General features: G+C 69.4%; 23 protein-coding genes and 2 tRNA genes. 14 read left to right on the forward strand and 11 right to left on the reverse strand.

What is annotated here, in order from left to right; translation table 11 throughout:
* Window positions 1–67: 67 nt before the first annotated feature.
* On the forward strand, window positions 68–718 hold the full coding sequence (locus C5B99_RS10965) for an NADPH-dependent F420 reductase (RefSeq protein WP_104241804.1): 651 nt from the start codon (window positions 68–70) through the stop codon (window positions 716–718).
* Window positions 719–756: 38 nt separating this feature from the next.
* On the opposite strand, the gene C5B99_RS10970 is transcribed toward C5B99_RS10965, so the two are convergent.
* The gene (locus C5B99_RS10970; RefSeq protein WP_104241806.1) at window positions 757–1,032 is read right to left on the reverse strand and encodes a hypothetical protein; all 276 of its coding nucleotides are present in this window, start codon (window positions 1,030–1,032) and stop codon (window positions 757–759) included.
* Window positions 1,033–1,551: 519 nt separating this feature from the next.
* Window positions 1,552–1,627 (reverse strand) — tRNA-Ala (locus tag C5B99_RS10975).
* 254 nt (window positions 1,628–1,881) lie between these two features.
* On the opposite strand from C5B99_RS10975, the gene C5B99_RS10980 reads away from it, so the two are divergent.
* The gene (locus tag C5B99_RS10980; protein WP_181062969.1) at window positions 1,882–2,652 is read left to right on the forward strand and encodes an AraC family transcriptional regulator; all 771 of its coding nucleotides are present in this window, start codon (window positions 1,882–1,884) and stop codon (window positions 2,650–2,652) included.
* 41 nt (window positions 2,653–2,693) lie between these two features.
* Here the strand turns inward: C5B99_RS10980 and C5B99_RS10985 are convergent, their stop codons facing one another.
* The 4 genes from C5B99_RS10985 to C5B99_RS11000 form a co-directional block, all read right to left on the reverse strand.
* Window positions 2,694–3,620 carry a hypothetical protein gene (locus C5B99_RS10985; protein ID WP_104241810.1) on the reverse strand — a complete coding sequence of 309 codons (927 nt, stop codon included), beginning with the start codon at window positions 3,618–3,620 and terminating at the stop codon, window positions 2,694–2,696.
* A 43-nt stretch (window positions 3,621–3,663) separates the two neighbouring features.
* Complete coding sequence (locus C5B99_RS10990) at window positions 3,664–4,785, reverse strand: hypothetical protein (protein WP_104241812.1); 1,122 nt, start codon at window positions 4,783–4,785, stop codon at window positions 3,664–3,666.
* Window positions 4,786–4,914: 129 nt separating this feature from the next.
* Complete coding sequence (locus tag C5B99_RS10995; protein ID WP_104241814.1) at window positions 4,915–5,562, reverse strand: GNAT family N-acetyltransferase; 648 nt, start codon at window positions 5,560–5,562, stop codon at window positions 4,915–4,917.
* A 12-nt stretch (window positions 5,563–5,574) separates the two neighbouring features.
* Window positions 5,575–6,495: a UTP--glucose-1-phosphate uridylyltransferase gene (locus tag C5B99_RS11000; RefSeq protein ID WP_104241816.1), complete on the reverse strand. Its 921-nt coding sequence runs from the start codon at window positions 6,493–6,495 to the stop codon at window positions 5,575–5,577.
* Window positions 6,496–6,628: 133 nt separating this feature from the next.
* Here C5B99_RS11000 and C5B99_RS11005 point away from each other — a divergent pair, with 133 nt between their 5' ends.
* Genes C5B99_RS11005 through mscL form a run of 3 tightly spaced genes read left to right on the forward strand, consistent with a single transcriptional unit; the run spans window position 6,629 to window position 8,051 of the window.
* Window positions 6,629–7,207 carry a 5-formyltetrahydrofolate cyclo-ligase gene (locus C5B99_RS11005; RefSeq protein WP_104241818.1) on the forward strand — a complete coding sequence of 193 codons (579 nt, stop codon included), beginning with the start codon at window positions 6,629–6,631 and terminating at the stop codon, window positions 7,205–7,207.
* Window positions 7,208–7,266: 59 nt separating this feature from the next.
* Window positions 7,267–7,569 carry an FmdB family zinc ribbon protein gene (locus C5B99_RS11010; protein ID WP_104241820.1) on the forward strand — a complete coding sequence of 101 codons (303 nt, stop codon included), beginning with the start codon at window positions 7,267–7,269 and terminating at the stop codon, window positions 7,567–7,569.
* Window positions 7,570–7,613: 44 nt separating this feature from the next.
* Window positions 7,614–8,051 (forward strand): large conductance mechanosensitive channel protein MscL, encoded by a 438-nt coding sequence (gene mscL / locus C5B99_RS11015; RefSeq protein ID WP_104241822.1) that lies wholly within the window; start codon window positions 7,614–7,616, stop codon window positions 8,049–8,051.
* Window positions 8,052–8,264: 213 nt separating this feature from the next.
* Here the strand turns inward: mscL and C5B99_RS11020 are convergent, their stop codons facing one another.
* Entirely contained in the window at window positions 8,265–9,593 is a 1,329-nt protein-coding gene (locus tag C5B99_RS11020; RefSeq protein WP_104241824.1) for an MFS transporter, read from the reverse strand.
* 237 nt (window positions 9,594–9,830) lie between these two features.
* Window positions 9,831–13,943, reverse strand: coding sequence for an ATP-binding protein (locus C5B99_RS11025; RefSeq protein WP_104241826.1), 4,113 nt, complete (start codon window positions 13,941–13,943; stop codon window positions 9,831–9,833).
* Between the two features lie 258 nt (window positions 13,944–14,201).
* Between C5B99_RS11025 and C5B99_RS11030 the strand changes: the two genes are divergently transcribed.
* The 3 genes from C5B99_RS11030 to C5B99_RS11040 all read left to right on the forward strand — a co-directional run bounded on the left by C5B99_RS11030 (window position 14,202) and on the right by C5B99_RS11040 (window position 15,793).
* Window positions 14,202–14,273, forward strand: a tRNA-Arg gene (locus C5B99_RS11030).
* 75 nt (window positions 14,274–14,348) lie between these two features.
* Window positions 14,349–14,891 carry a DinB family protein gene (locus C5B99_RS11035; RefSeq protein WP_104241828.1) on the forward strand — a complete coding sequence of 181 codons (543 nt, stop codon included), beginning with the start codon at window positions 14,349–14,351 and terminating at the stop codon, window positions 14,889–14,891.
* Window positions 14,892–14,965: 74 nt separating this feature from the next.
* A complete protein-coding gene (locus C5B99_RS11040; protein ID WP_181059378.1) occupies window positions 14,966–15,793 on the forward strand; it encodes an SDR family NAD(P)-dependent oxidoreductase in 828 nt (275 codons plus the stop codon).
* A gap of 70 nt (window positions 15,794–15,863) precedes the next feature.
* Here C5B99_RS11040 and C5B99_RS11045 read toward each other — a convergent pair whose 3' ends face one another.
* Both C5B99_RS11045 and C5B99_RS11050 read right to left on the reverse strand, forming a co-directional pair.
* Window positions 15,864–17,117 carry an MFS transporter gene (locus C5B99_RS11045; RefSeq protein ID WP_104241830.1) on the reverse strand — a complete coding sequence of 418 codons (1,254 nt, stop codon included), beginning with the start codon at window positions 17,115–17,117 and terminating at the stop codon, window positions 15,864–15,866.
* Window positions 17,114–17,962, reverse strand: a complete 849-nt coding sequence (locus tag C5B99_RS11050) for a MurR/RpiR family transcriptional regulator (protein WP_104241832.1) — start codon at window positions 17,960–17,962, stop codon at window positions 17,114–17,116. Before C5B99_RS11050 ends, C5B99_RS11045 begins: the two co-directional genes overlap by 4 nt.
* Window positions 17,963–18,173: 211 nt before the next feature.
* Between C5B99_RS11050 and C5B99_RS11055 the strand changes: the two genes are divergently transcribed.
* The 4 genes from C5B99_RS11055 to C5B99_RS11070 are packed head-to-tail and all read left to right on the forward strand — an operon-like array spanning window position 18,174 to window position 22,110.
* Entirely contained in the window at window positions 18,174–18,761 is a 588-nt protein-coding gene (locus C5B99_RS11055; protein ID WP_104241834.1) for a tripartite tricarboxylate transporter TctB family protein, read from the forward strand.
* Between the two features lies 1 nt (window position 18,762).
* On the forward strand, window positions 18,763–20,334 hold the full coding sequence (locus C5B99_RS11060) for a tripartite tricarboxylate transporter permease (RefSeq protein ID WP_104241836.1): 1,572 nt from the start codon (window positions 18,763–18,765) through the stop codon (window positions 20,332–20,334).
* Between the two features lie 29 nt (window positions 20,335–20,363).
* Window positions 20,364–21,428 carry a tripartite tricarboxylate transporter substrate binding protein gene (locus C5B99_RS11065; protein WP_104241838.1) on the forward strand — a complete coding sequence of 355 codons (1,065 nt, stop codon included), beginning with the start codon at window positions 20,364–20,366 and terminating at the stop codon, window positions 21,426–21,428.
* A 58-nt stretch (window positions 21,429–21,486) separates the two neighbouring features.
* Window positions 21,487–22,110, forward strand: a complete 624-nt coding sequence (locus tag C5B99_RS11070; RefSeq protein WP_104241840.1) for a methyltransferase — start codon at window positions 21,487–21,489, stop codon at window positions 22,108–22,110.
* 81 nt (window positions 22,111–22,191) lie between these two features.
* Here C5B99_RS11070 and C5B99_RS11075 read toward each other — a convergent pair whose 3' ends face one another.
* Window positions 22,192–23,226: an NADPH:quinone reductase gene (locus C5B99_RS11075; RefSeq protein WP_104241842.1), complete on the reverse strand. Its 1,035-nt coding sequence runs from the start codon at window positions 23,224–23,226 to the stop codon at window positions 22,192–22,194.
* Window positions 23,227–23,397: 171 nt separating this feature from the next.
* Between C5B99_RS11075 and C5B99_RS11080 the strand changes: the two genes are divergently transcribed.
* Together C5B99_RS11080 and C5B99_RS19300 are read left to right on the forward strand one after the other, a co-directional pair.
* Window positions 23,398–23,751 (forward strand): MmcQ/YjbR family DNA-binding protein, encoded by a 354-nt coding sequence (locus tag C5B99_RS11080; protein WP_104241844.1) that lies wholly within the window; start codon window positions 23,398–23,400, stop codon window positions 23,749–23,751.
* Window positions 23,752–23,846: 95 nt separating this feature from the next.
* On the forward strand, window positions 23,847–23,990 hold the full coding sequence (locus tag C5B99_RS19300) for a hypothetical protein (protein WP_160073511.1): 144 nt from the start codon (window positions 23,847–23,849) through the stop codon (window positions 23,988–23,990).
* Window positions 23,991–24,044 lie beyond the last annotated feature (54 nt).

Consider the following 24,044-nt stretch of genomic DNA (forward strand, 5'->3'; position numbering starts at 1 on the left):
CGGCGTCACATGCCGTCACCCGGTGTCATCTCGGAAGAGCCGCCACCCTCCGCGAGTTGTCTCGAGCATGACAACTCTTGGAATCATCGGAGCAGGGAACATCGGCAGCCAGGTCGCGCGCAAGGCGATCGAGGCGGGCTACGACGTGGTCATCGGCAACTCGCGCGGACCGGAGACGCTCGCCGCGCTGGTGGCGGAGCTCGGACCGAATGCCCGCGCAGCGACCGCGCTCGACGTTGCGGAGGCCGCCGACGTCGCGGTCGTGACGGTGCCGCTGCACGCGTACCAGAGCATCCCCGTCGACGCCCTCGCCGGCAAGATCGTGCTCGACACCAACAACTACTACCCGCAGCGCGACGGCAGCATCACCGAGCTCGACGATGAGTCGACCACAACTGCCGAGCTCCTCCAGGCGCACCTGCCCGGATCCCGCGTCGTCAAGGCCTTCAACCACATCGCCGCGGCCGACATCACGGCCGACGCTCGCCCAGCGGGTTCCGATTCGCGTCGCGCGCTCGTCGCGGCGAGCGACAGCGACGAGGCGCTGGAGTTCGCGCGCGGTCTCTACGACCAGTTCGGGTTCGACGCCGTCGCGCTCACCCCGCTCTCGGAGGGCTGGCGCATCCAGCGCGACACCCCGGGTTACGGAGCGAAGGCGTCCGAGGCAGAGCTGCGGGACCTGGTCGCGGCCGCCAAGCGGTATCGCGAGACCGCCTGAGCGCATCCGACCGGCGCTGAACGTCCTGACTCGTGCACTCAGCCCGGCTCGCGCATCGCGCGTGGCGGAGCTGCCTCTGCTCCGCCTCGGGCCTGGGCGCCGACCTGGCGTGGTGCCGCGTAGCTGAGCCGCGTGATCTCCGCGCTGCCGTCCAGGTTGCAGGACTCGACGAGCACCGTCACCCCGGCGAGCACCCGAGTCGGCATCAGCGCCGGAATGCGCCCGTCCCCCAACGCGCGCAGGAGGCGGCGCGTCGAACGACGCACCGCATGGGTCTCCAGCAGCGAGCCGCCTTCTCTCAGGGCTGCCGCCACTGCCCGCACCGTCGGCGCGTCGACTCGACGCCCGACGAGTCCCTCACGGGTGGCACGCGCTGCGCGCTTCCATGCGCGCCGCGTCCCCGCGCCAAGAACCAACGTCCGAATGCCTCCCTGGTGACGAACGTCGAGCAGGGACAGCGGCGCAAGGACTCGCCGAAAACCGCAGCGCTGATACATATCTTCCCCCTCGAACGATCAGAGACTAGCGAAGCGCAGCCGGGACGCAGCCGCGCTCCATCAGACCGGCGGTATTCGCGTCGAAAATGCACCAATTCGCAATGCTCTGGTCGTATTCGGGCGGCATTCCCGGCAAGCGCGCCGTCGGCAGAGAGGACGATCCAAGAACCCCGACGGCTCGTGCCGGCCGCGCGGGTCACCGCGGAGGTGGGAGCGCAAGGCACGCCAACGCGGCAGCTCAAAGATCGGAACTCATGCCCACCCAGAACCACGTCCGCGGAGACCGGACACCAGCAAACAAAGAAGCCCGCCGGAGACCGGCGGGCTTCTTGTGTCTGGTGGACCTAAGGAGATTCGAACTCCTGACCTCCTCGATGCGAACGAGGCGCGCTACCAACTGCGCCATAGGCCCTGACGAACGGAAACTCTACCACCAGGCGCCCGACACCGCCAATCTCGCGGGAGCCACACAGTCGACCATGAGCGCAGCGCCGACCAGCCATCACTCCTCGGCATCGCCAAAAGATGAGCTCGCAAGCGCAGAATTCCTGTACGCTTCTTGACTTCGCATGTAAGAGCGTTGGAACGGTCCGAGCATGTGTAGCATGTCAGATTATGCACACCGCCGGACCGCTGCCCACATGGCAACCTGACCCTCGCACCCTCGTGCTCAAACCAGATATCTCGCCTCCTGCGTCGCTGCTTCCCGCGGCGACAGCGGCGCCCCGGCAGGAATCCGGCCAGCCACTCGAGTGGGGACCTCACTCCCACCCCGTCAGCCAGCTCCTCTCCGTGCAACGTGGAGTCCTGAAGCTCATCGTCGAACGAAGCGCCTGGGTCGTGCCGCCGCACTTCGCCGTCTGGGTCCCGGCGGGCACACCCCACACGAGCCGCGCATCGGCGCAGTGCGAATTCCAGGCAACATTCTTCTCGGAGCGTGAATCGTACCTCCGCCCGCGCGAAGCGTACGGGGTCACCGTCACACCCCTGCTCCACGAGCTCCTCACACGACTCGCGGCCGAGGGCATCTCGCAGGTGCAGCGTCGCAACATCGAACGAGTCCTGTTCGACAACCTCGACCCGGCCAGCCACGATCTCCAGGTCCGCATGCCTCGTGACCGGCGCATCGTCCCCATCGCGGATGCGCTCAGGGCACAACCGGGTGACCGCACGTCGCTCGAGGAGTGGGCCCTCTCCCTCGAGGTCAGCAGCAAGACGCTGGCGCGCATCTTCCAGAACGAGACGGGCGTCTCCTTCCACAGCTGGCGCCAGATGGTCCGAGTGCAGTCCGCGCTCGAGCAGCTCTCGAACGGGTCGAGCGTCGCCCTCGTGGCACGCTCGCTCGGCTACGCGCAGACGAGCACCTTCATCGATGCCTTCCGACGAGTCCTCGATGTCACGCCGGGCCACTACCGCGCGCGGGCCCTCACCGTCTGAGCGCCTTCCGGACGCGCGAAGCAGCGGAACCGCAGCGGCGGCTAGTCGCCGTTCGGGGCAGACGTGAAGTTGGGCCCACCGGTTGGCTTCGGCTCGGGCTTCGGATCCTTGGAGGGCTCAGGAGCGGACGTCTGCGAGGGTGCTGGCGCCTGAGTCAGCTGAGGCGCCTCCGTTGCGGGCGGCTGGGTCGCTGCGGAACTCGTCGGAGCTGGGGCGGCCGTCGTGGGCGCCGGTGGAACGTACGTCCTCCGGTTCCCGAAGTGCTCGGCGCGCGCGTCACCGACAACCTGGGGGATCTCGATGACGGCAGACACGAGCGCCGTGAGATCCTGCCCGTCCGCATTCTCCCGAACGATCGCGATCAGCTCAGCCAGGCGCTCGTCGGTCTCGTACTCGGACTGGACGTATTCCTCGACCTGCGTCTCGGCGGCCGTCGCGACGCGCTGCGAGTATTCCGATACGAAGTACGGCACGGCCGCCTCCATCGTCGTGGCAGCACCGGCGGCATCATTCACGTTGATCTGCTCACGAGCTTCGGTCAGCATGTCGCCCATCTTCGTCTTCGACTCATCCGTGACGAGGCCGTTCGACATGACATAGGCGGGCTCGATGGCATCGACCTGCGCGCTGACCGCGAGAGTCTCGGCGCTCAGCACCACAACGGCTGGCTGGTCGGGAGCAGCGGTGGAGGCCGCGAGGGATTCCTTGCGGACCGTCGCGAAGGAGCCGATCGCAACGGGGATGACGACGACCACGACGAGGAGCGCGACCGCCGCGACGAACCAGCTCACGCGAGCAGCGGACGGCGCCGCCCGGAACCGTGCGAAGGGGCCGCCGAGCACCAGGCGCGCATTCGTCGCGCCAGTGCGGTCAAGCGTCTCGTCGCCCGCCGCGAAGATGCCGTTCGGCACATCGATCGATGCGTTGTCGGTCAGCGCGAAAGGATCGCCGTCTACTGGTGAAGCCATGATCCGACCACCCTAGTGGATGGGGCGCGAAGCCCGGCGGCAACTAGCCGACGCGGCGGCGGCGCAGTGCTGCGTCGAGGTCGCCCATCCCGGGCTCGATCTCCTCGATGACTCCCATGCTCGCCCAGCGGCTCGGCCGCTTCTCGACGGGGGCGACGACGATCGGGTTCAGGACGACCTCGCTCAGCGCGGGCGACGACTGCGCGAGCCCCGCCCGGGTGGCAGCGGTCTGCGCAAGCGGCATGCCCTCCGTCGCAGCGGATGCGCGCGTCGAGAACGTCGCGATGCCCGGCTGCGCGTGTGCATCCCGGATCTTCTGCTCGGAGCGACGAGCAGCCTCGCGAAGCAGCTCGAGGTGGTTGACCTTCTCGACCTCGACGCCGCCACCGGGACCATCCGGCCCCGGACGACCGGAGGCGTCCCCCGTGTTCTCGACAGCTGTCAGCTCCTCGACTGGCTGGCGCTCGAGGTAGAGCGGCTTCGGCACGGGAACCGGAACCCAGCTCGCGAGCGGCTCAGCGTCATCCGCAGCCGCAATCGGCTGAATCTCGACGGTGGGCGCGTCGCTCACGGAGAAGTCGATCGTCGAGTCGGGGCGACGCTCAGCGCGCGGCACCCGTTGCGTGCCGCCCGCCGCGCGCACCGCGAGGCGCTGCGCGTTCGCGATGCGTGCCAGGCGCTGGAGGCCCGCGACTCCGGCGAGCACGGTCACGACGCCGGCGACGAGCACCCACCAGACGCCGATGCTCGAGCCGAGTGCGATTCCCACGCCGACAGCGATGAGACCGGCGAGCGTGAGCAGGGACGTGACGAGCCGGCCGCGACGCGTTGCGCGGGCGGCCCGCTGGCGGTCCTCGATGGAGCGTGGGACGGCGACCGTCGGAAGAGCACGCCGCGCGGCTTCGTCGCGTTCGCGTTCTGCGCGCTCTGCCTCAGCCTTCGCGCGCTTGATTCGTCGCTCCTGCTCGACGACGCTGCGACCGTCGGCGCGCACACGCGCCTGACCGAGCTCGCTCGTGTTCGCGAGCGAGTGGAGCGCCTGCTGCATCCGGATCGCGTTCTCCTCGGTTGCGAGGTAGTTGCGACGGCGCACCCACGTCGGCACGAAATAGGCGAGCCAGAGCGTCACCGCCAGGGCGAGGACGAGACTGCTGCCGAACTGCATGGCGTCAACATTAAGCGCGGACCGAGCCGCCGACCCCGATTGGTGCGGAGTGTCTGATTCGAGATTGTCGAAGTTCTTGCGACAACCGGCGAAGCAGGCGGATATCAACGCTCGCAGCGTCGCGGCGATTCAGACGAGGGGCTGCGCCGTCCGTTCCCAGTCAGCCTGAGGCACCTGCGCCTCGCGCTCGTCTGCGACACCCTCGCGCCAGCGCCGCAGCACGCCCTGAGGGACCTCCTCGCGGACGACGCCGAAGCAGAAATGGTCGCGCCAGTCGCCGTCGATATGGATGTAGCGGCGACGCAGGCCTTCGTACCTGAAGCCCAGCTTCTCGACGACCCGCAGGGACTTTGCGTTCTCCGGCCGGATGCACACCTCCATGCGGTGCAGGCCGAGGCCCTGCAGGCAGTGGTCGGTGGCCATCGCGGTGGCGATCGTCGCGAGCCCCTTGCCGGCGAACTCACGTGCGACCCAGTAGCCGAGAGTCGCGGATGACAGGGCCCCGTAGCTGATGCCGGAGACCGTCAGCTGTCCGGCGAATCGACCCTCGTAGGTGATCACGAACGGCAGAGCCGTGTGCGCTGAGGCCTGGGAGAGGAGCGAGCGGATACCACCCCGAACATCCCAGCGGCCACCGCCGCCCGGGCTCGTCGCCTCCCACGGCTGCAGCCACTCGCGGTTCGCGAGCAGCACGGACTCCAGCTCCCGCGCATCCCGGACCCTGATGGGACGCAGCGACACGGGGCCGTGCGTCAGCGTGGGGACGGATGCGCTCATAGAAAGCGGAGTCTACTCGCCGATCGAGGCGGCGAACTGCTTCAGCCACGGGCTGAGCGCGGGTCCGAGCTTCGGGTCGTCGACGGCGAGCTCGACGATCGCCTTGATGTAGTCGAGCTTGTTGCCCGTGTCGAAGCGCCGACCACGGTAGACGACACCGACCACGCCACCCAGCTCCTCGCGGTTCGCGGCGAGCACCTGCAGGGCGTCGGTCAGCTGGATCTCTCCCCCAGCGCCCGGCTTGGTCTGCTCGAGCACCCCGAAGACCTCAGGTCGCAGCAGGTAGCGGCCGATGACGGCGTAGTTCGACGGAGCATCCTCGAGCGCGGGCTTCTCGACGAGCCCGGTGATCTGGATCGTGTCCGGCCCGGCCCCCGGGACGCCGTCTTCGACACTCGACGACGCGTCGTAGGCGGCGACGCCGTACGAGGAGATCATGGCCGGGTCGACTTCCTGGAGCGCGACGACGCTCGCGCCGGTCGCCTCGTGCACCTCGATCATGCGCGAGAGCAGCGAGCCGCCCGCCATGATGTCGTCGCCGAGCAGCACGGCGAAGGGCTCGTGGCCGACGTGCTGGTAGGCACGCAGGACCGCGTGCCCCAGACCGAGCGGATCCCCCTGGCGCAGATAGTGGACATCGGCGAGATTCGTGGCCGCGCGGACGCGATCGAGCTTCTCCGTTTCCCCGCGCGCCTCGAGCAGCGCTTCGATCTCGGCGACACGATCGAAGTGGTTCTCGAGCGTCGTCTTGTTGCGCCCCGTGATCATGAGCACGTCCGACAGGCCCGCCTCGACGGCTTCCTCGACCACGTACTGGATGGCGGGACGGTCGACGACCGGGAGCATCTCCTTGGGAATGGCTTTCGTCGCGGGTAGGAACCTCGTCCCGAGGCCCGCAGCTGGAATAACGGCCTTAGTGATGCGCGAGGACATAGGCCGTATCGTATGGCCACCGAATGCCATCGCGAAACGCAGGTGCACGTGGCGCGTCATTGCGGCACGGGCTCCGGGTTCTCGGCCAAGCCCTCCCCAACCCGCGAGGGGTCGCTTCGCTAGGCTCGTTCCCATGTCGACCGATGCGAAGACCGAGAAACGAGCACTCCGCGCCGACACCAGACAGCGCCGCCGCAGCCACGGGGAACTGCTCCTGGCAGAGCGCGGGGAGCAGATCTCCCTCCGCCTGCAGCAGCTCGTCGCCGAGCACGGCGCGACGCGCATCTCCTGCTACCTGTCGGGCGAATTCGAACCGAGCACGCGGCCCTTCCTCGCCTGGGCCGGCGCAGCTGACATCACCGTCCTGCTGCCCGTCACGCGGGAGGACGGGCTCCTCGACTGGGTCGTCTCCGACGGGCAGTCTGAGCGTCCGCACGAGCTCGGATTCCCCGAGGCGACGGGCGATCTCCTCGGCCCCATCGCCCTGGGCGACGCCGACCTGCTCATCATCCCCGCCGCATCCGTCGACCTGGACGGCTACCGGATGGGCTGGGGTCGCGGCTACTTCGACCGCACGCTCGGCTCCATGGCCGGCCGCCCGCCCGTCTACGCGGTCGTCTACGACGACGAGCTCCTCGAGGTCGTTCCCCGCGAAGCGCACGACGAGCGAGTGGATGGGGTCGTCACCCCATCGGGAATCCGACGTTTCTGAAGCATTTCCCCGCCGGCTCTCTCGCGCGATTATGCTGTTCTGGTCCCGAAAGCGAGAATATGCCTACCTACTCATACCGTTGCACCGAATGTGACAACGCCTTCGATATCCAGCAGGGGTTCGCTGACGCGAGCCTCACCGTCTGCGACAAGTGCGGAGGCAAGCTGCGCAAGGTCTTCGGTGCCGTCGGCGTCTCCTTCAAGGGATCCGGCTTCTACCGGACCGATTCCGCAGCCAGTGCGAAGAAGAGCTCGAGCTCTTCCTCCGCCTCGACTTCCGCGGAGGCGAAGCCCGCCGCGACCAAGAAGGAACCGGCACCCGCCGCCGCCTCGAGCGGCAGCAGCTCCCCCGCCGCGTCCTGAACTGACACGACTCAGCACTCCAGCACCGAACGAAAGGGGACCCCATGAAGGGATTCCGCGAATTCATCATGCGGGGCAATGTCATCGAGCTTGCCGTCGCCGTCATCATCGGCGCAGCGTTCACGAGCATCGTCAACGCCATCGTCGACGGCATCTTCAACCCGGTCATCGCCGCCCTGTTCAACGCGGACGACATCGCGGCCGCCACGGTCACGATCGGCACGGTGCCCATCGGCTTCGGCGCGGTCATCGCCGCGATCATCCAGTTCGTCCTGATCGCAGCGGTCGTGTACTTCGCGATCATCCTGCCGATCAACAAGCTCAACGACATGAGCTACCGCCTCATCCACGGCAAGCCGAAGCCTGCCGTCGAGGCCGCGGTCACCGAGAAGGACGTGCTCGAGGAGATCCGCGACCTTCTCAAGGCACAGCAGGAGGCACCCGCGAAGCTCCAGGGCGAGGGCCCCGAGACCCGCTCCTAGGACGCCGCGCTCATCGCAGCAGCGCTACCAGCTCGGAGCACTGCGAAGAGACAGGAACGCCGCCGGTCACCCCGGCGGCGTTCCTGTCTTGCATGCAGACGCTGCACGTCGCATCCGGCCGTGATGCCGCCACCGAAGCGCGCGCCACGTCGCCTCCTGCGCTTCCACGGCTTCCAGCGCTTCCAGCGCTCCCAGCGCTGACGGTGGGTCGGCTCAGGACGAGCGGAACGTCTCGCGGCCCCACACCCAGGAGAGACAGGCGATGGCGAGCATCATCGAGGAGATGATGATCGCCCAGGTGAAGCCGAACAGGTCGGCGATGACGCCGGCGACGATGGGGCCGAGGATGCTGCCGGCGTCCTGCGTCATCTGGTAGGTGGAGAGCACCTGTCCACCGCTGCGGCCGTAGCCGATGATGTCCGAGATGACCGCCTGCTCGGCGGGCGCGGCCAGTCCAGAGCCGAGCCCGAGCACGAAGCTGAGGGCGAGCATCGTGACGATGTCGCCGGCGAACGCGGTGGCGAACATCGCGACCGCGGAGACGCCGAGTCCGACGAGGATGAAGGGCCTTCGCCCGATGCGGTCGGTCTTCCGGCCGGCGTACTGGAGCGAGACGACGTTCCCGACGGCACCAACCGCGATGACGACGCCGATGACCCACGGTTCCTGGCTGATGCTCGTCGCGACGAACAGCGGGAGGATCGCGGTGCGGACCCCGAAGTTCGCCCATCCGTTGGCGAAGCCGAACACGAGGGACGCGCGATACGCGGAGTCCTGGAGCGCCTCGCGGAGCGACTTCGGCTCGAGCTTCTTGGCCGCGGGCGCACGGTCGTCGCCGGCGTCGTGCAGGCCGGCCTCCTCGGCGGTCTTCTTCGCCGTGATGCGGTGGGCGCGGCCCATCATGATGCCGACGATGGCCGCCGCGATCACGAGGGTTCCCGAGTAGACGAGGAACGGCACCCCGATGCCGAACTGGGCAAGCGCCCCGCCGACCGCCGGGCCCGCGATGTTCCCGACGAGGAAGATGCCACCCCAGAGGGCGGAGATGCGGCCGCGGATCTGCGGCGGCGAGTAGCGGGCGATCATGCCGGCCGCCGAGATCGTGAACATGACCGATCCGACTCCGCCGAGTCCACGGAACACGAGCAGCTGCCAGTAGTCCTGCGCGAACGCGACGGCAGCGGTGGAGGCGGCGACGATCAGCAGTCCGGCGACGTAGATGCGCCGCTCCCCCAACCGGTTGATGAGAGCTCCCGCCCCGGGCGCGAAGACGAGTCGCATGAACGCGAATGCACTCACGACCACCGATACGAGCGTCGCGCCGACGCCGAAGCTCAACGCGTACTGCGGGAGGACGGGAACGATGAGCGCGAAGCCGATCGCGATGAAGAAGGTCGCGACGAGCAGGACCCAGATCTCGGCGGGGATGGGCGGCCGCGCGTCGTCGGCGTTCGAGACGATGGGGACCTGGCCGGTCGTCGGATGCTCGGGGTCGGAGCCGGGGACCGTCGGGTCGTTCGGCTCTATCGCCCGCTCAGCCATAGTGCGGTGGCTTGTCGGCGCGCAGCCGGTCGTCGTTGGGCCCGCGGGGGCTCTCCACCCGGTCGTCGGCGTAGCGGACGGGTGCGTCGCCCCAGGCTGCGGGCGAATCCTCGCCGGCGAGCACGGCGGGCCCGTTCGAGCCGTCAGGCGATTGGGGGTTCGGATCGCTGCCGGGAGGTGGTTCCGTGGTGACTCGGCGTCGCGGCTTCCGTGGTGCAGGCGTGCCGGGGTTCACGCTCAGCTCGCACCGCCCGGCTCGCCAGAGCGGCCGATAGCGATCTGCTGGTTCCCGTCCGGCAGGGTGACCGACTCGAGGTTGGCCCTGGATGCCGCGCCGCTCGGGGCTGCGGCACCGGAGGTGAGCTGACCGAGCTCGCCCTGCAGGGAACCGGCCGTGACAACCGCGGTCTCCGCAGGCAGCGGCACCTTGAGGGCCTTCGCGATGCGTCGGGCCACTGCTTCCGGGTGCGCGAAGAGCTCGAAGGAGTGCACTCGCAGGTAGTACCAGCCGAGGCGCTTGAGGAGCTCAGGGCGCAGACGCAACGTCTCCCGCAGCGTCGCGTCGGCCGAGCCCGCGATCCTCAGGTCGAGGCCGTCGGTGTCGATCGCGATGGCGCGCCCCTTGTACGCCGCGGCGAGGGGGACGCGGCCACGGTGGAACAGCTCGACCGTCATGCCGAACGACTCGAGACGGTTCGCGAGATCGAGCAGCATGGGCGGCGCCTCCACCTCGCGGTCGTCGCCCTCGGTGCCGTCGTCGTCGGAGGCTGGCGCCTCCTCGCCTGCGCCCTGTTCGAGGCCTGGGCCCGTGCTCGGCGCATCGCCCTTGGTCTCTGCCTCTCCGAGGATCTGCGCGAGTCCGAGCACTCCCCGGGACATGCGCGAAGGGTCGAGCTCGCCGGGGCGGATGCACGAGACGATGACGAGTGAGCGACGCGCCCTCGTCATCGCGACGGCAAGCGCGCGCTCCCCGAGCTCGGTGCCGAGCACTCCGAAGTTCGCGAGGACACGGCCGTGGGGAGTACGGCCGAAGCCGATGGAGAAGATCACGCGGTCGCGCGACTGCGCTGTGGCCAGCTCGATCGTGGTGACCGTGAACGGTTCCCCACGTGCTGCCGTGAAGAAGTCGGCGATGTCGCTCCGGCGCGAGGCGGCCGAGTAGACCGCCTGCTCGACCCGGCGGGCGTGCAGCGCGGAAGCCGTGACGACCATGAGCGATTCGCGGGGCCGGTGCACGGCGTGGTCGACGACGAGCTCCACGACGCGGCTGACCTCGCCGTCGGTGGATTCCACCCCTCCCGTGATCGGGTCAGGCAGGCCCGTGCCGTTCTCGACGAAGGAGAAGCTGAGGCTCGAGTGCCCGAGCAGGGTCCCCGCCCACGGCATGGAGCGGATGCGCCCCTTGTAGAAGCGCCTGTTGATGAGCTCCGCGAGGTCTTCGCCGCCGGCCCGATAGCTGCGCGTGAGCGCGTGCTCCGGCAGGAACTCCGCGAGCCGCGAATACACGGACTCGCCGACGGCGTCCTCGTGGCGCAGTCCCCACGCGTCGGTGCTGTCCGCCGCCGGGCGGGTCACGGCGACCGTGAACGGCGTCGGGTACTGGGTGACGGGGTCGCCGAATGCGACGACCTGGTCGCCTCTGCGGATCGCGCCGATGCTCTCGGCGATCGACATGGTTCCAGCATCCACGAGCACAACCGTGTCGAAGTGGATGCGCTCGCTCACGAGCGGCACGTCGTACGGGGTGGTCAGCCACAGCTGCGCGATGCTCTTGGAGACGTCGCCGGCCTCGACGGCCAGCTTCGTGGAGGGGACGCCGGGACGGCGCAGGAGCTGGCGGAGCGCATCCGCCTGCTCGCTGTAGTCGACGATGGCGACCTTCCACGCTTCGGCGAGCTGCCAGGCGAGCTGGGCGGCCGAGTGGTCAGTGTGGGCCTGGTCGACGACTCGGAAGTCGCTCTCGAGGCGAGTCACGACTCGCGTGTTGGCGTTCAGGAGCGCCTTGTCGCGGTCGAGGAGGTCTTCGAGCACCGACTGCCACCAGGCGAGCTCGAGCTCGTCGCCGAGCGCCTCAGCCTCGACGTGGCGTTCGGAGAGGTCCTCGAGCAGCGGCGTGAGGCCGAGGTTCTCGAGGCGCTCGATGATGGTGAGGCGCTCGACGAGATTGTGCAGCACCTCGCTGTCGGCCGCGAGCTCCGTGATGCGGGCCGGGAGCTCGGCCAGCGGCAGCTCGCTGAGCGAGACGGCTCCGGCGTCGACGAGCGGCTCGTCGAGGAGGCGCAGCTTCTCCGCGACCTCGCGGTGGAACTTGCGCACGTCGGAGATGCCCGTCGGGACGGTCGGCGTGGAGCCGTCCGTGACGTAGCGGTGCCAGAGGATGCGCTGGCGCTGGGCGAGCTTGAGCGACTCGTGGAGGTCGTCCACGACGACGCCGGGCCGCACGTAGTCCTTCGCGAGCTGGCGCAGCTGGCGGCGGCGGGCCGATGTCAGGTCGCTGCCGTCGCGCTTCGGGTTCGTGGCGTGGATGACGTCCGTCAGCGAGTGGTCGAAGACCGCGGGGCGGAACCGGTCGAGGGTCTCGCGCAGGTCGAGCAGGAGGCGCAGGTAGATGCCGAGCTCGCCGTAGGTCTCTGCCGGGCGCATCCTGGTGCGTCCGACGAGTTCCTGGGCACGGTCGATGACCTCGACGAGGGTGCCGGCGTCGAGCTCGATGGCGGCTTCCTGCGCGCGGTTCGCCTCGTCGGTCGACTCGAAGGACACGCCGTACCAGGGCGAGTCGTCCGGGCCGTACTTGAACTGGCCGAGCTCGCCGGCGGCGCGCAGCTGGCGGGCGATGGCGTCGCGGCCAGTCGCGATCGCCTCGATGGCGTCGCGGTCGAGTCGAGCGGTCGTCGTCGGGGGCTGCTCGCGCAGCTCGAGGCGGGAGAGCTCCTCGAGCGCGTCGAGGGCCGAGACGCCGAGGGCGGGGTCGGGGTGCACCAGCGCGTCGCGGTAGTCGGCGAGCACGTGGCGGAGGCGGACGAGGGCGTCGTCGAGCTCGTGCATCGCGGGCTTGCGGGCCTTCTCGTTGCGCGAGATCGAGGCGATCGCGTCGCGGCGCAGGGTGCGCGGCGTGACGGCGAGCCCCTCGAGCCCGACGCTCTTGAGGCGCGCCCGGATGGCGCGGATGCTCGCGGAACGGGGCGTGACGACGAGTACGCGCTTGCCGTCGGCGACGAGCAGACCGAGCGCGTTGATGACGGTCTGCGTGAGGCCTGTGCCCGGCATGGTGTTGATGACGGCCGAGTTGCCGGCAGCGATGGCGTCGACGACGCGCTCCTGCTCGGTGTCAGCGTCGAGGAGGAACCGGTCCCCCACGGGGTCGCGGCGGTCCGGGCTCGGTCGCTGCTCAGCCGGCTGCACGGCGGCCACCTTCTGGCGCGCCTCCTCGTCTCCGGCGAGCGCCCGCAGGACGGGGTGCGTGAGCTCGTTCGTGTCGCGGAGCATGGCGCTTGCGACCTCCCCGAAGCTCGAGATGACGGCGCGCGCCGAGACCGTGAACTGCGGGATGGATGCGCCGAGTGCGCGCATGCGGTCGAAGACGTGCTGCGGGAGGAAGGCGTCGTTCGACTTCGCCAGCTCGAGCAGCTCGGCAACCGGGAGTCGCACTCCGAAGTGCTGCGCAAGGTGCCTCGCAAGGGACGCGTTCACTCGGCTGGGGCCCTTGAGGGTGAACTCGTAGTCGCGGCCCGCGCGGCGCAGGTCGACCGTGCGGGTCAGGATGGGGGCGCGGAAGTGGGTGCCGTCCTGCGTCCACTCGGCGAAGCCCGTGGCCAGCTGGATCGTGCTCATGCCGCGGCCAGCAAGCAGCTCGGTGCCCTTCTGCGCGATGAGGTCGGCCGCGTCGCGCGCCCCGCGGAACGAGGAGTGCTCGCGGACGAGGGCAGACAGCAGCACTGTCTTGCCCGCCGCGAAGGGGGCGATGCCGCCCGGGTGCGCGCTCGTCAGCTCGACGAACGTGCCGGGTTCATCGGCGAAGTCGAGAAGAGGGGATGGTCCGCCGAGTTGCGCGAGCTCGTGCAGCCACGAATCCTGCGCCGCGTCGACTGCGGCCTCGAGCGCCCTCGCCTGTTCGGCGCGTTCGAGGTCGAGCGCAGTGAGCGCCTCCTCGTCGGCGGAGGGAACCGGGTGGGTCCTGCGCTCGTGCGCAACCGCATCCGCGACCCAGGAACGGCCTCGCGTGAGGCTCGGGCCGTCGCCACCTCGTGCCCTGACGCCGTCCTCGTGGTCGCGTCCGAGATCGAGATCGTCGTCCGCCTCGCGGGCCTCGCTGTCGCGCGCCTCACGCTCACGTTCGAGGCGCTCGCGCACTGGACTGAGGTCGGGTATCGGCTCCGTCTCATTGTTTGTGGGCGCACCCTTGCCGGAGCCGTGACCGTCGCTCTTCGCGTCGCCCGGCTCTGAACCTCGTTTACGAAACAGACCCCACACGCGTGACACTGTAGGTGTCTGGGCCCGTCGGCGGGTGGAGGCGCGCGTGCGTCGCCCGCACCTCGACCAACTTTTCGTCCCCGAATCAGGCGCCGCTGCACACGGGAGGCCGCCAGCACCGGTAGCATTGTCGCGCCAGCCTCTGTAGCTCAATGGAAGAGCAGTTGCGTCCTAAGCAAACGGTTGGGGGTTCGAGTCCCTCCAGGGGCACTGTTCATTCCGTGCGGCAGTCTGCGCATGTGCCAGACTCACGGCTCGCCAGATGGCGGTGCCTAGACTCGCACGATGACGACGATCTTCGACGCGCAGGACCGCCCAGAGCCGCCCCTCGGTGAGGACGAGTGGTCGACGCTCAACGGCTTTCTCGATTTCCACCGGGCGACGCTCGCCTGGAAGCTCTCGGGCCTCGGCTCCGCCGAGCTGTCGAGGACGCTGCCGCCGAGCAGCATGACGCTCGGGGGCCTCGTCAAGCACCTCACGTACGTGGAGGACGACTGGTTCGGGGTTGTCCTCTTCGGCGAGGAGCAACGCGAGCCGTGGGCGTCCGTCGACTGGACGAAGACGCCCGACTGGGAGTGGGACGCCGCGAGCGCGCAGCAGCCAGCCGAGCTGCTCGCCGAGTGGGAGGCGTCGGTTGCACGCGCGCGGGCCGCCGCGGAGCGCGCGTTCCGCGCCGGGGGCCTCGCCTACCCCGCCGCGAAGGGGTTCTCGGACGGCCGGATTCCTCGCCTGCGGTGGATCCTCATCCACATGGTCGAGGAGTACTCCAGGCACAACGGCCACGCCGACCTGCTGCGCGAGGCGATCGACGGGAGCGTCGGCGAGTAAGGGGTCCAGCGCCGGGGCTCGGCTCGGCTGCGTCGATACACCGTGCGGGGAGGATCATCGCCTAGCGTCGAGCTATGAGCACAGCGCAGACCTGGCTGATCACTGGCGCGAACCGCGGACTCGGACGCGCCCTGACCCTCGCCGCACTGGGCGCGTCGCACAACGTCGTCGCGACGGTGCGCGGCGAGCACTCACTCCCGGAGCACGACAGACTGCTGGTCCTCCCGCTCGATGTCCGTGACCGAGCGGCGGCCTTCGACGTCGTCGAGCGGGCCTCCTCGCATTTCGGGGCGGTCGACGTTCTCGTCAACAACGCCGGGTACGGCCTTATCGCCGCGGCGGAGGAAGTCACTGAGCCGGAAGCTCGCAGCATCATCGACACCGATCTCCTCGGACCGCTCTGGCTCAGCCAGGCGGTGCTGCCCGGGATGCGGGCACGCGGCGCCGGCCACATCGTGCAGATCTCGACGGTCGGCGCGGTCGGCACTGTGCCGACGCTCGGCCTCTACAACGCGGCCAAGTGGGGGCTCGAGGGCTTCAGCGAAGCACTGGCCGCCGAGGTCGCCGCCTTCGGCATCCGCGTGACGATCGTGCAGCCGGGCGAGCTCTGCACGGACTGGGCCGGAGGCAGCATGCAGTTCAGCGCGCCTATCAGCGCGTACGACGACCTGCGAACGCAGCTCTTCGGAACGCCGAGCGTCCCCTGGCCTGCGCCGCCGGCCGGTGTGGAACCGAGCGGCACCTCCCCCGCGTCTGCGGCGGAGGCGATCCTCTCGCACGTCGGCGACCCCGGCGACACTCGACTGCGTGTGCTCATCGGCGACGACGCACCACCCCAGGTGCACGCCGCCCTGACCGCCCGCCTCGACGACTACAGCCAGGACCCTCGCTTCCCCCAGTGAGATTCGGCCCCACCGCAGCGATAGCTGGGGTGAGGCCGATGCGCTGCGCACACGGCCCTCGCGCCCGACCTCAGCGCGGGGCCTCCTCGTCATCGACGCTCGCCCCGGTCACGATGAGCAGCGCGGCCGCGAGCACCGCCGCGTTCGCCCACAGGATGACGCTCACGCCGAGCGGCCCGGCGACCGCACCGATGCCGAGCGGCAGCACGATCTGCGCGAAGCGGTTCGCCGTCATGCGCAGGCCGAGCGCCTGCCCGTGCACCTCCTTCGGCGTGATGCGCACCACCCACGACATCGTGAGCGGCTGCGGGATGCCGAGGGCGACGCCCAGCGCGACCATGACGGGAATCGCGCCGAGCGCGGCGACGAACGGCAACGCGACGAGCGCACCCACGCCGCAGCCGATGGAGACGAGCAGCAGCGCCTTGCGCCCGAAGCGGGACACGAGCCGGCTGAGCCCGACCCTCGAGACGACGGACACGAGGGCCCTGACGGCGAGCAGCGCACCCACGGCGACGCTCGACACACCCTTCTCCGAAGCCCACAGGGGAACGAACGTGTACAGGAGATCGACCGTCACGAGGACGGCGGCGCTCACGGCGACCGACCGCCACAGGCCGTTGCCCCTGCCGAGATCGACGAGACGGGGGCGCCGCTTCGCCACCCCGCCGCTCGCATCCGTCGCGGATTCGGCCTCGGGACGCTTCGCCGCTGCGGACTGCCGGTCGGCGCGCAGCAGCGCCGGCGTGCCGAGAAGTCCGAGCACCACCAGCACGATGCAGGCGATCGCCCCGAGCACGGTGTCAGGGGCACTCGCCTCGACGGCCCCGACCGAGGCGGTCAGGGTGACGATGGGCGGACCGACGAGCTGCCCGAGGGATGCGGCGGTGGTGAGCACCGCGAACGTGCCGTCGCTGGTGCCGTCGCGTCCGCGATGGGCCGTGAATGTCTGCTGCCCGATCATGACGAAGAGGCTGCCGATCCCCGTCGTCGCCGCCGCGACCACGAGGATCCAGAGCTCGTTGGCCCAGCAGAGCAGGACTGGGCCGCTCACGAAGACGGCGACGCCGAGCAGCGCGACCCTCGCTCCCCCGATCAGGTCAGACAGCCGTCCGACCGGAAGCGCCGCCACCAGTGCAGGCGCCGCGAACGAGGCCGCGACGAGCCCGAGCGCGAACCCCGTCGCACCGAGCTCGACCGCCTTGTATCCGATCATGAGACGCGCGCCCACCCACGCTGACTGCAGCAGCGCCGCTTGGACGCTCAGCGCGAAGCGCCACGGCTGCTCACCGCCTGCTGGGGGTCGGCGTCGCCGCCCCGTCATGGACGCCGGGGAGCTTCCTCGGAGCCACCGAAGTGCCTGGTCAGGTCCTCGATCTGGCTGCGCACTGCGGCGTAGCGACTGCGGTCGAGGTGGAACACGGCGAGCTGGAGCGAATAGGTGAGAGCGATGGGCACCAGCGGCGTGCGGTAGCTGCTGTCGTCGCCGCGAGGAGCCGCGATGAGGTGGTCCGGGTTCGGCCGGAAATGGAACCCGGGCACGTCGCTGATGAGCACGACCTTCCCGCCTCGGCGCTGGCACTCCGACATGAGCGGGGCGAGACGGATCGACGCCTCCCTGAGGGCGTACGCGATGAGCGTCGAATCGCCATCGAATCCGACCATGTTCTCGGCGAGGTCCTTCGCGCTGTTCTCGAGCGTGACGACCGTGAACCCGAGCCGACGCATGCGCCTCGCCGCGAGATCACGGAGGGGTCGTTCGTCGTCGGCGTCCGAGAAGACGTAGATCGTCGTCGACGCGTCGATCGCTCGAGCCGCGGCCTCCATGACGTCCTGCGGCACGTACTTCGCGAGCCGTTCGAGCGCCTCCGCTTCATCGCTCGCGAACGAGTAGAGGTCGTGGCCCGACTCTGCCCGCATGTAGCTCTCCTGCTCGGCAGCCTCAGAGCCCTCATCCCGCTGCAGATCGGCTCGCAGGTCGGGGTAGCCGCGGTAGCCGAGCTTCTGCGCCAGACGGACGACAGTCGACTCGTGGGTGCCCGCGCGCTGCGCGATCTCGGCCGCCGGCGCCTCCGAGACGCGCTCGCCTGACAGCAGCACGGCCATGACCTTGCGCTCTGAGCTGCTCAGCTGCTTGGTGCTGCTGGCGATGACCGATCTGAAACTCACCTGGACTCCTCATTGAGTGGATGCTGTTGCCCGTGCAACTGCCGCTGCTCACAGCAACACAGTGCCAGCTTTTCTTGCTCTGCTTGACACTCTCCCACAATCCTGCAAGCATGTGCAAGGTTGCAAGTTCCCTCGAAGGGGCGAACGCTCCGGGAGCAGGGCTTTCCCGAAACGCACCAGGATTCGAACCGCAGAGAGGCGGAGGACAACGATGTCATCGAACAGGATCAGAGCCGAATGGGGCATCGCAGCCGCCTGCGTCGTGGCGGCAATCGCCTTCGGCGGCGCCGCGGTGAGCTACGGCCTCACCGCGGATACCGGGGTCGGAGCCGGCCTCATGCCGCTCGTCGCCGCGGTCTTCGTCGGCGGTGCCGGCCTCCTCTGGGCCCTTCGCCTCGCCGCAGAGCGAGTCCGCGGCGCGCCCCCAGCGCACCTCCCGGATCTCCCGACTGCGACCGGCTCGATCGGGACTGACGCACCCTTCGAGGCGCTCCTCGAAGGAGAAGAGAGCGACGAGATGGACGACGAGTCGCTGCCGGACAAGGCGGCGTGGCTCCGGATCGGCACCATCGTCGGAAGCGTCGCCCTCGGCGCCGCACTCCTCCCCCTCCTCGGCTACTCGGTCGTCATGGTGCTCATGCTCACGACCGTCCTCATCTTCGTCGGTGGGCGCCGCTGGTGGATCTCCCTCCTCGTCGCGCTCGTCGTGACGGGCCTCTCGCGCCTCGTCTTCGAGGTGTGGCTCAACACCGCGCTGCCGCACGCGAGCATCGCTCCCCTCAGCTGGATTGGACTCTGACATGGGCTTCGAGAACCTCATCGGCGGCCTCATCACCGTCCTCACCCCCGAGCACCTGCTCTTCGCCCTCCTCGGCTGCGTCATCGGCATGCTCGTGGGTGTGCTCCCCGGCTTCGGCCCAGCCGCCGCCGTCTCGCTGCTGATCCCGGTCACCTTCGGCCTGGACGCGACAACAGCCATCATCATGCTCGCCGCCATCCTCTACGGAGCGGCCTACGGCGGGACGATCACGGCCGTCCTCCTTCGCATACCCGGCGAGGCCTCGTCCATCGCGACGACGCTCGACGGGTACGAGATGGCCAAGAGGGGGCGAGGAGGGCCCGCGCTCGTGATCGCAGCCCTCGCCTCGTTCGTCGGCGGCCTCATCGGGGTCATCGGATTCGTGCTCGTCGCCCCCTTCAGCAGACTCGCCCTCGAATTCGGCGCCCCCGAGCTCTTCCTCGTCTCGGTGCTGGGCATGGCGCTCGTCGCGAGCTTCGCCGGCCGCGACCCGGCCAAGGCGCTCCTCAGCGTCGGCGTCGGACTCGCCATCGCGAGCGTCGGCATCGACCAGGGCCAGGGAGTGCAGCGCTTCACCTTCGAGATGCCCGAGCTCTTCGACGGCCTCGGCCTCGTCGCGATCGTCATGGGCGTGTTCGGCATGAGCGAGGTGCTCGCCCAGGCGCGCGGCGGCAAGGACGGCATCCGCAAGCCCATCAAGGTCGGCAAGCTCCTCCCGACGGGTACCGACCTGCGGCGCTCCGCCGGACCCTTCATGCGCGGATCCTTCATCGGGTTCGTCATGGGCCTCCTGCCCGGCTCGCCCGGCGCCGCGACCTCGCTCGCCTCCTACGCCCTCGAGAAGCGCATCTCGCGCCGGGGCGGGGAGTTCGGAAAGGGCGCCGTCGAGGGCGTCGCGGGGCCGGAGGCGGCGAACAACGCACTCGCCGTCTCCTCCATGATCCCGCTCTTCACGCTCGGCATCCCGACGAGCGCCACCGTGGCCATCATGGCCGGCGCCTTCACGATCAACGGCCTCATCCCCGGCCCGCTCCTGTTCCGCGACAACCCTGAGGTCGCCTGGGCGATCATCGCGAGCCTGCTCGTCGGCAACGTGATCCTCCTCATCCTCAACGTGCCGCTCGCGCGAGTGTGGATCGCGGTGCTCAAGGTGCCGTTCCACTACCTGATGGCCGTCATCATCGCGTTCATGTTCCTCGGCACCTACAGCATCAACGGCTCAGCATTCGACATCTTCGTGATGCTCGGGGCAGGCATCGTCGGCTACCTCTTCCACCTGTTCGCCGTGCCCCTCACCCCGCTGGTGCTCGCCGTGATCCTCGGGCCGATGCTCGAGGAGAACTTCCAGCGCTCCCTCGCCCTCTCACGCGGCGACTACTCCGTGTTCCTCAGCAGCGGCATCAGCGTGACGCTGCTCATCGTGATCGTCGTCGCCGTGCTGTTCGGTGCCGCCCGCCCGCTCCTCAGCTCGCTGCTCGCGAAGCGCGTCACGCGGATGAACGCGAAGCGGCTCGCCCTGGAGCTCGAGGAGCAGACCCCCGAGATGCAGACCACCTCATCCACCAACCGCTAGCACCCCTGGACCGACGAAGGAGTCAGTCAATGTTCACCACACCCAGAATCGAGAACACCCCCGCGTCGCCGAAGCGCCGCGGCTGGGCGAGCAGGAGCACGCGCCTGACGGCGGTCGTCGCAGCCGCCGCCATCGCGTCCCTGTTGAGCGCCTGCGCGACGGGAACCGCTGGGGCCGCCGACGACGGTGCCGAGTTCCCGGAAGCCGGATCCACGATCGAGTGGATCGTGCCTTCTGCGGCCGGAGCCGGCAACGACATCCTCGCCCGCATCATGGCCCCCGCCATGGGCGAAGACCTCGGCGTCAACATCAAGGTCGTCAACAAGGAGGGCGGCAACCAGGTCATCGGCCTCAACGCCCTGGCCTCCGCCAAGCCGGACGGGCTCACGCTGGGCTTCACGAACATCCCCTCGATCTTCGGCCGCTACCTCGACCCGAGCAAGCAGGCCGGTTTCGACCGGGAGAGCTTCGCACCCGTCGGCTCGTTCGCGCTCAACGACATCGTCATCGGCGTCAACAAGGACAGCCCGTACACGAGCACGCAGGAGCTCTTCGATGCCGTCAAGGCGAGCCCCGGCACCATCACCGTCGGCACCGACTCGCGTGCGGGAGACGACCACGTCAACCTCCGCACCCTCGAGAAGGAGCTCGGCCTCGAATTCAACATCGTGCATTACAACAGCGGGGCCGACAAGATCGCAGCTCTCGTCTCCGGCGAGGTCGATTTCGCCCTCGGGGGCGTCTCCTCGTTCATCGGGCAGGCCAAGTCAGGTGAGATCAACGTGCTCTCGGTCCTCAGCGACGTCCCGAGCCCCTTCTTCCCCGACGTCACGACGTTGAACGAGCAGGGCTTCGAAGTGGCGCCGATGTCGAACAACTTCGCCGTCTCGGTCCCGGCCGGAACGCCAGCCGCAACGGTCGCCGCGCTTGAGGCAGCCCTCCAAGCCGCAACCGAGGATCCCGACGTCGTCGCCGCGCTCGAGAATGCGGGAACGGTACCCAACTGGATGCCAGCCGCAGACGTGGCCACGCTCTGGGAGGAGCGAGAAGCGACGACGAAGCCGATCATCGCGGAGCTGATCGCCGGTGAGTAGCACCGCCTCCACTCGACCAACCGCCCCATCAGCCGCTCGACCAGCAGGAGATCGACGCATGAACAGCGAGCACGCAAGCAGCACCGCGACGACCAGCGACCGCCTCATCGACCGCGCTCGGGGCATCCCGAGCGCCAACATCGGGGATGCGCAGGACCGGCTCGGCACGGCCTCAGGGATACGGCCGGTCTGGGATGGCGCGAAGCTCGCGGGCCGCGCGCTTCCCGTCTGGACCCGCCCGGGCGACAACCTCATCATCCACAAGGCCCTCGACGTCGCGCAGCCGGGTGACGTGCTGGTCGTCAACGGCGGCGGCGACGTGAGCCGAGCGCTCATCGGCGACCTCATCGGGCTCCGAGCCCTGCGCCTCGGTGTCGCCGGGTTCGTCATCGACGGGGCGATCCGCGATGCCGTGGGCCTCGGCGAGATCGGGCTCCCCGTCTTCGCCCGCGCGGTGACGCCAGCCGGCCCCTACAAGTTCGGCCCGGGTCGCATCGGCATCCCGGTCGCGATCAGCGGTGTGGTCGTCGAAGCTGGGGACCTCATCGTGGCCGACGACGACGGGGTTGTCGTTGTTCGCAGCGAAGAGGCCGACGAGGTCATCACCCGCGCCGAGGAGATCGAGGCGGGCGAGCGCCGCAAGCGGATCGCGATCGAGGAGACGGCTCGGGTTCGGGTCTAGCCGCCAGAGCCAGGACGAAGGACACACGCCGGCCGCAGCCCCGCAGAGGAGCTGCGGCCGACGTCACTGCAACCGCTGAGATCAGGCCTTCTCGTCCGCGACGCGGATGAGCACCTTCCCCACGGCTCCACCCTCGACCGCGTCGTGCGCCTGGGCCGTCTCCTCGAGCGGGAACCACGTGATGGGCAGGCCAGCCGGCTCCCCCACGGGAAGCGCGCCGTCGACGAGCGCCGCCGTCACGTCCTCGGCCGCCGCGTGCAGCGCATCCGGACCCACCGTGTAGAGCAGCAGCCCCTGCCAGCGGACGTTCTTCGCGAAGCTCGCGATGATGGGCACGGTGAAGTCGTCGCCGTTGTTGTTCGCGTAGTAGGCGATGCTGCCGTGGTTGGCGATGACCTCGACGTCGAGCGCCGCGTTCTGCGTGGGCGAGACCTCGACGATGTGGTCGACGCCGTCCGGAGCCAGTTCCCGGATGCGCTCGGCGAGCGAGGCGTCCGGGTAGCGGACCACGTGGTGCGCCCCGGCTGCGAGGGCCAGGGCTTCCTTCTCGTCGCTGCTCACCGACGTGATCACCGTCGCACCTGCCCACACCGAGAGCTGGATGGCCGCGTGACCGACCGCTCCTGCACCGCCGTGCACCAGCACCGTGCGGCCCGCGAGCGCCTCGGGCGAGAGACGGGCGGGGCCGTGCTCGTGCACCGTGAGTGCCCGGTGCGCCGTCATGGCGGGCACGCCGAGGCTCGCGGCGACGTCGAAGTCGATGCCGTCCGGCAACGCGACGACACGGTCGGCGGGCAGCACCGTGAACTCCTGCGCCGTGCCCGTCGGCCGGTTGTGCGCCGCGAGGTACACCCAGACACGGTCGCCGACGGCGAGCGTGTCCACGCCGTCGCCGAGAGCATCGACGACGCCCGCACCATCCTGGTTCGGGACCACCTCCGGGAAGCCGAGCAGACTGCCCGCGCCACCGCCGTCGCGCGCCTTCCAATCGGTGGGGTTCACGCCAGAGGCGACGACCTTCACGCGGACTTCGCCCGGGCCAGGCTGCGCGACCTCGCGCTCGACCTGGGAGAGGACGCTGGACGGACCGGTGGCTGAGTAGACGATTGCCTTCATACCCGGGTTCAGCGAGCCGGCGCCCCGCGCTATTCCCTCCGTGGCGCGTCCACGGCGATGGCGGCATCCTGGGCCACCGCTCACAGCACGGTCCGCTCGCCCGGACGAAGACGCCGTCTCGTTCCGACAACAACCGGGCACGGGACGGCCGGACGGTGGCACGATGGCGTCATGAGCAGCGACGACGATGTGCGACGGCTGGCGCTCCGCCTGCCGGAGACCTCGGAGCGCACCGCCTACGGCACCCCGGCGTTCTACGTCGGGACGAAGATGTTCGCGCGCATCCACGACGAGCCCGGGGTGCTCGTGTGCTGGCGCGCCGACCTCGGCGAGCGCGAGGCTCTGCTCCAGGGCGAGCCGTCGGCGTTCTTCACGACACGCCACTACGACGGCCACCCGAGCGTGCTGGTGCGGCTCGCGAACGTCCCCCCGCCGAGGCTCGGCGAACTGCTCCAGGAGGCGTGGGAGGCCAGGGCGACCAAACGCATCCTGCGCGAGGCGCGGTCCTCTCCCGAGCGGGACTGACCCACCTCGGGCACGCACCGCCGGCCGAGGCCCGCAGGCGCCCGACGGGCCGCGTCGTGCCGCCCTGGGCCGCGCGTCCGCTCTATGATCAGCGGATGGTCAAGGTCATTGCAGTCATCCGCCCAGTAGCCAGCGAGACGATCGAGGCGGAAGCCGACTCCTACGAGGCGGCGAAGGCGAAGATCGAGGCGATGGTCCCTGAGGGCTACGAGCTGCTTTCCGTGCGCTCCGCGAAGTAGCGAGCGACGCGGCGAACGACGACGGCCGGCGGGAGCCGCGGCAGCGAGGGCCCG

Origin of the sequence: Pseudoclavibacter sp. Z016 (assembly GCF_002931215.1) — a bacterium.
Taxonomy (GTDB): domain Bacteria; phylum Actinomycetota; class Actinomycetes; order Actinomycetales; family Microbacteriaceae; genus Pseudoclavibacter.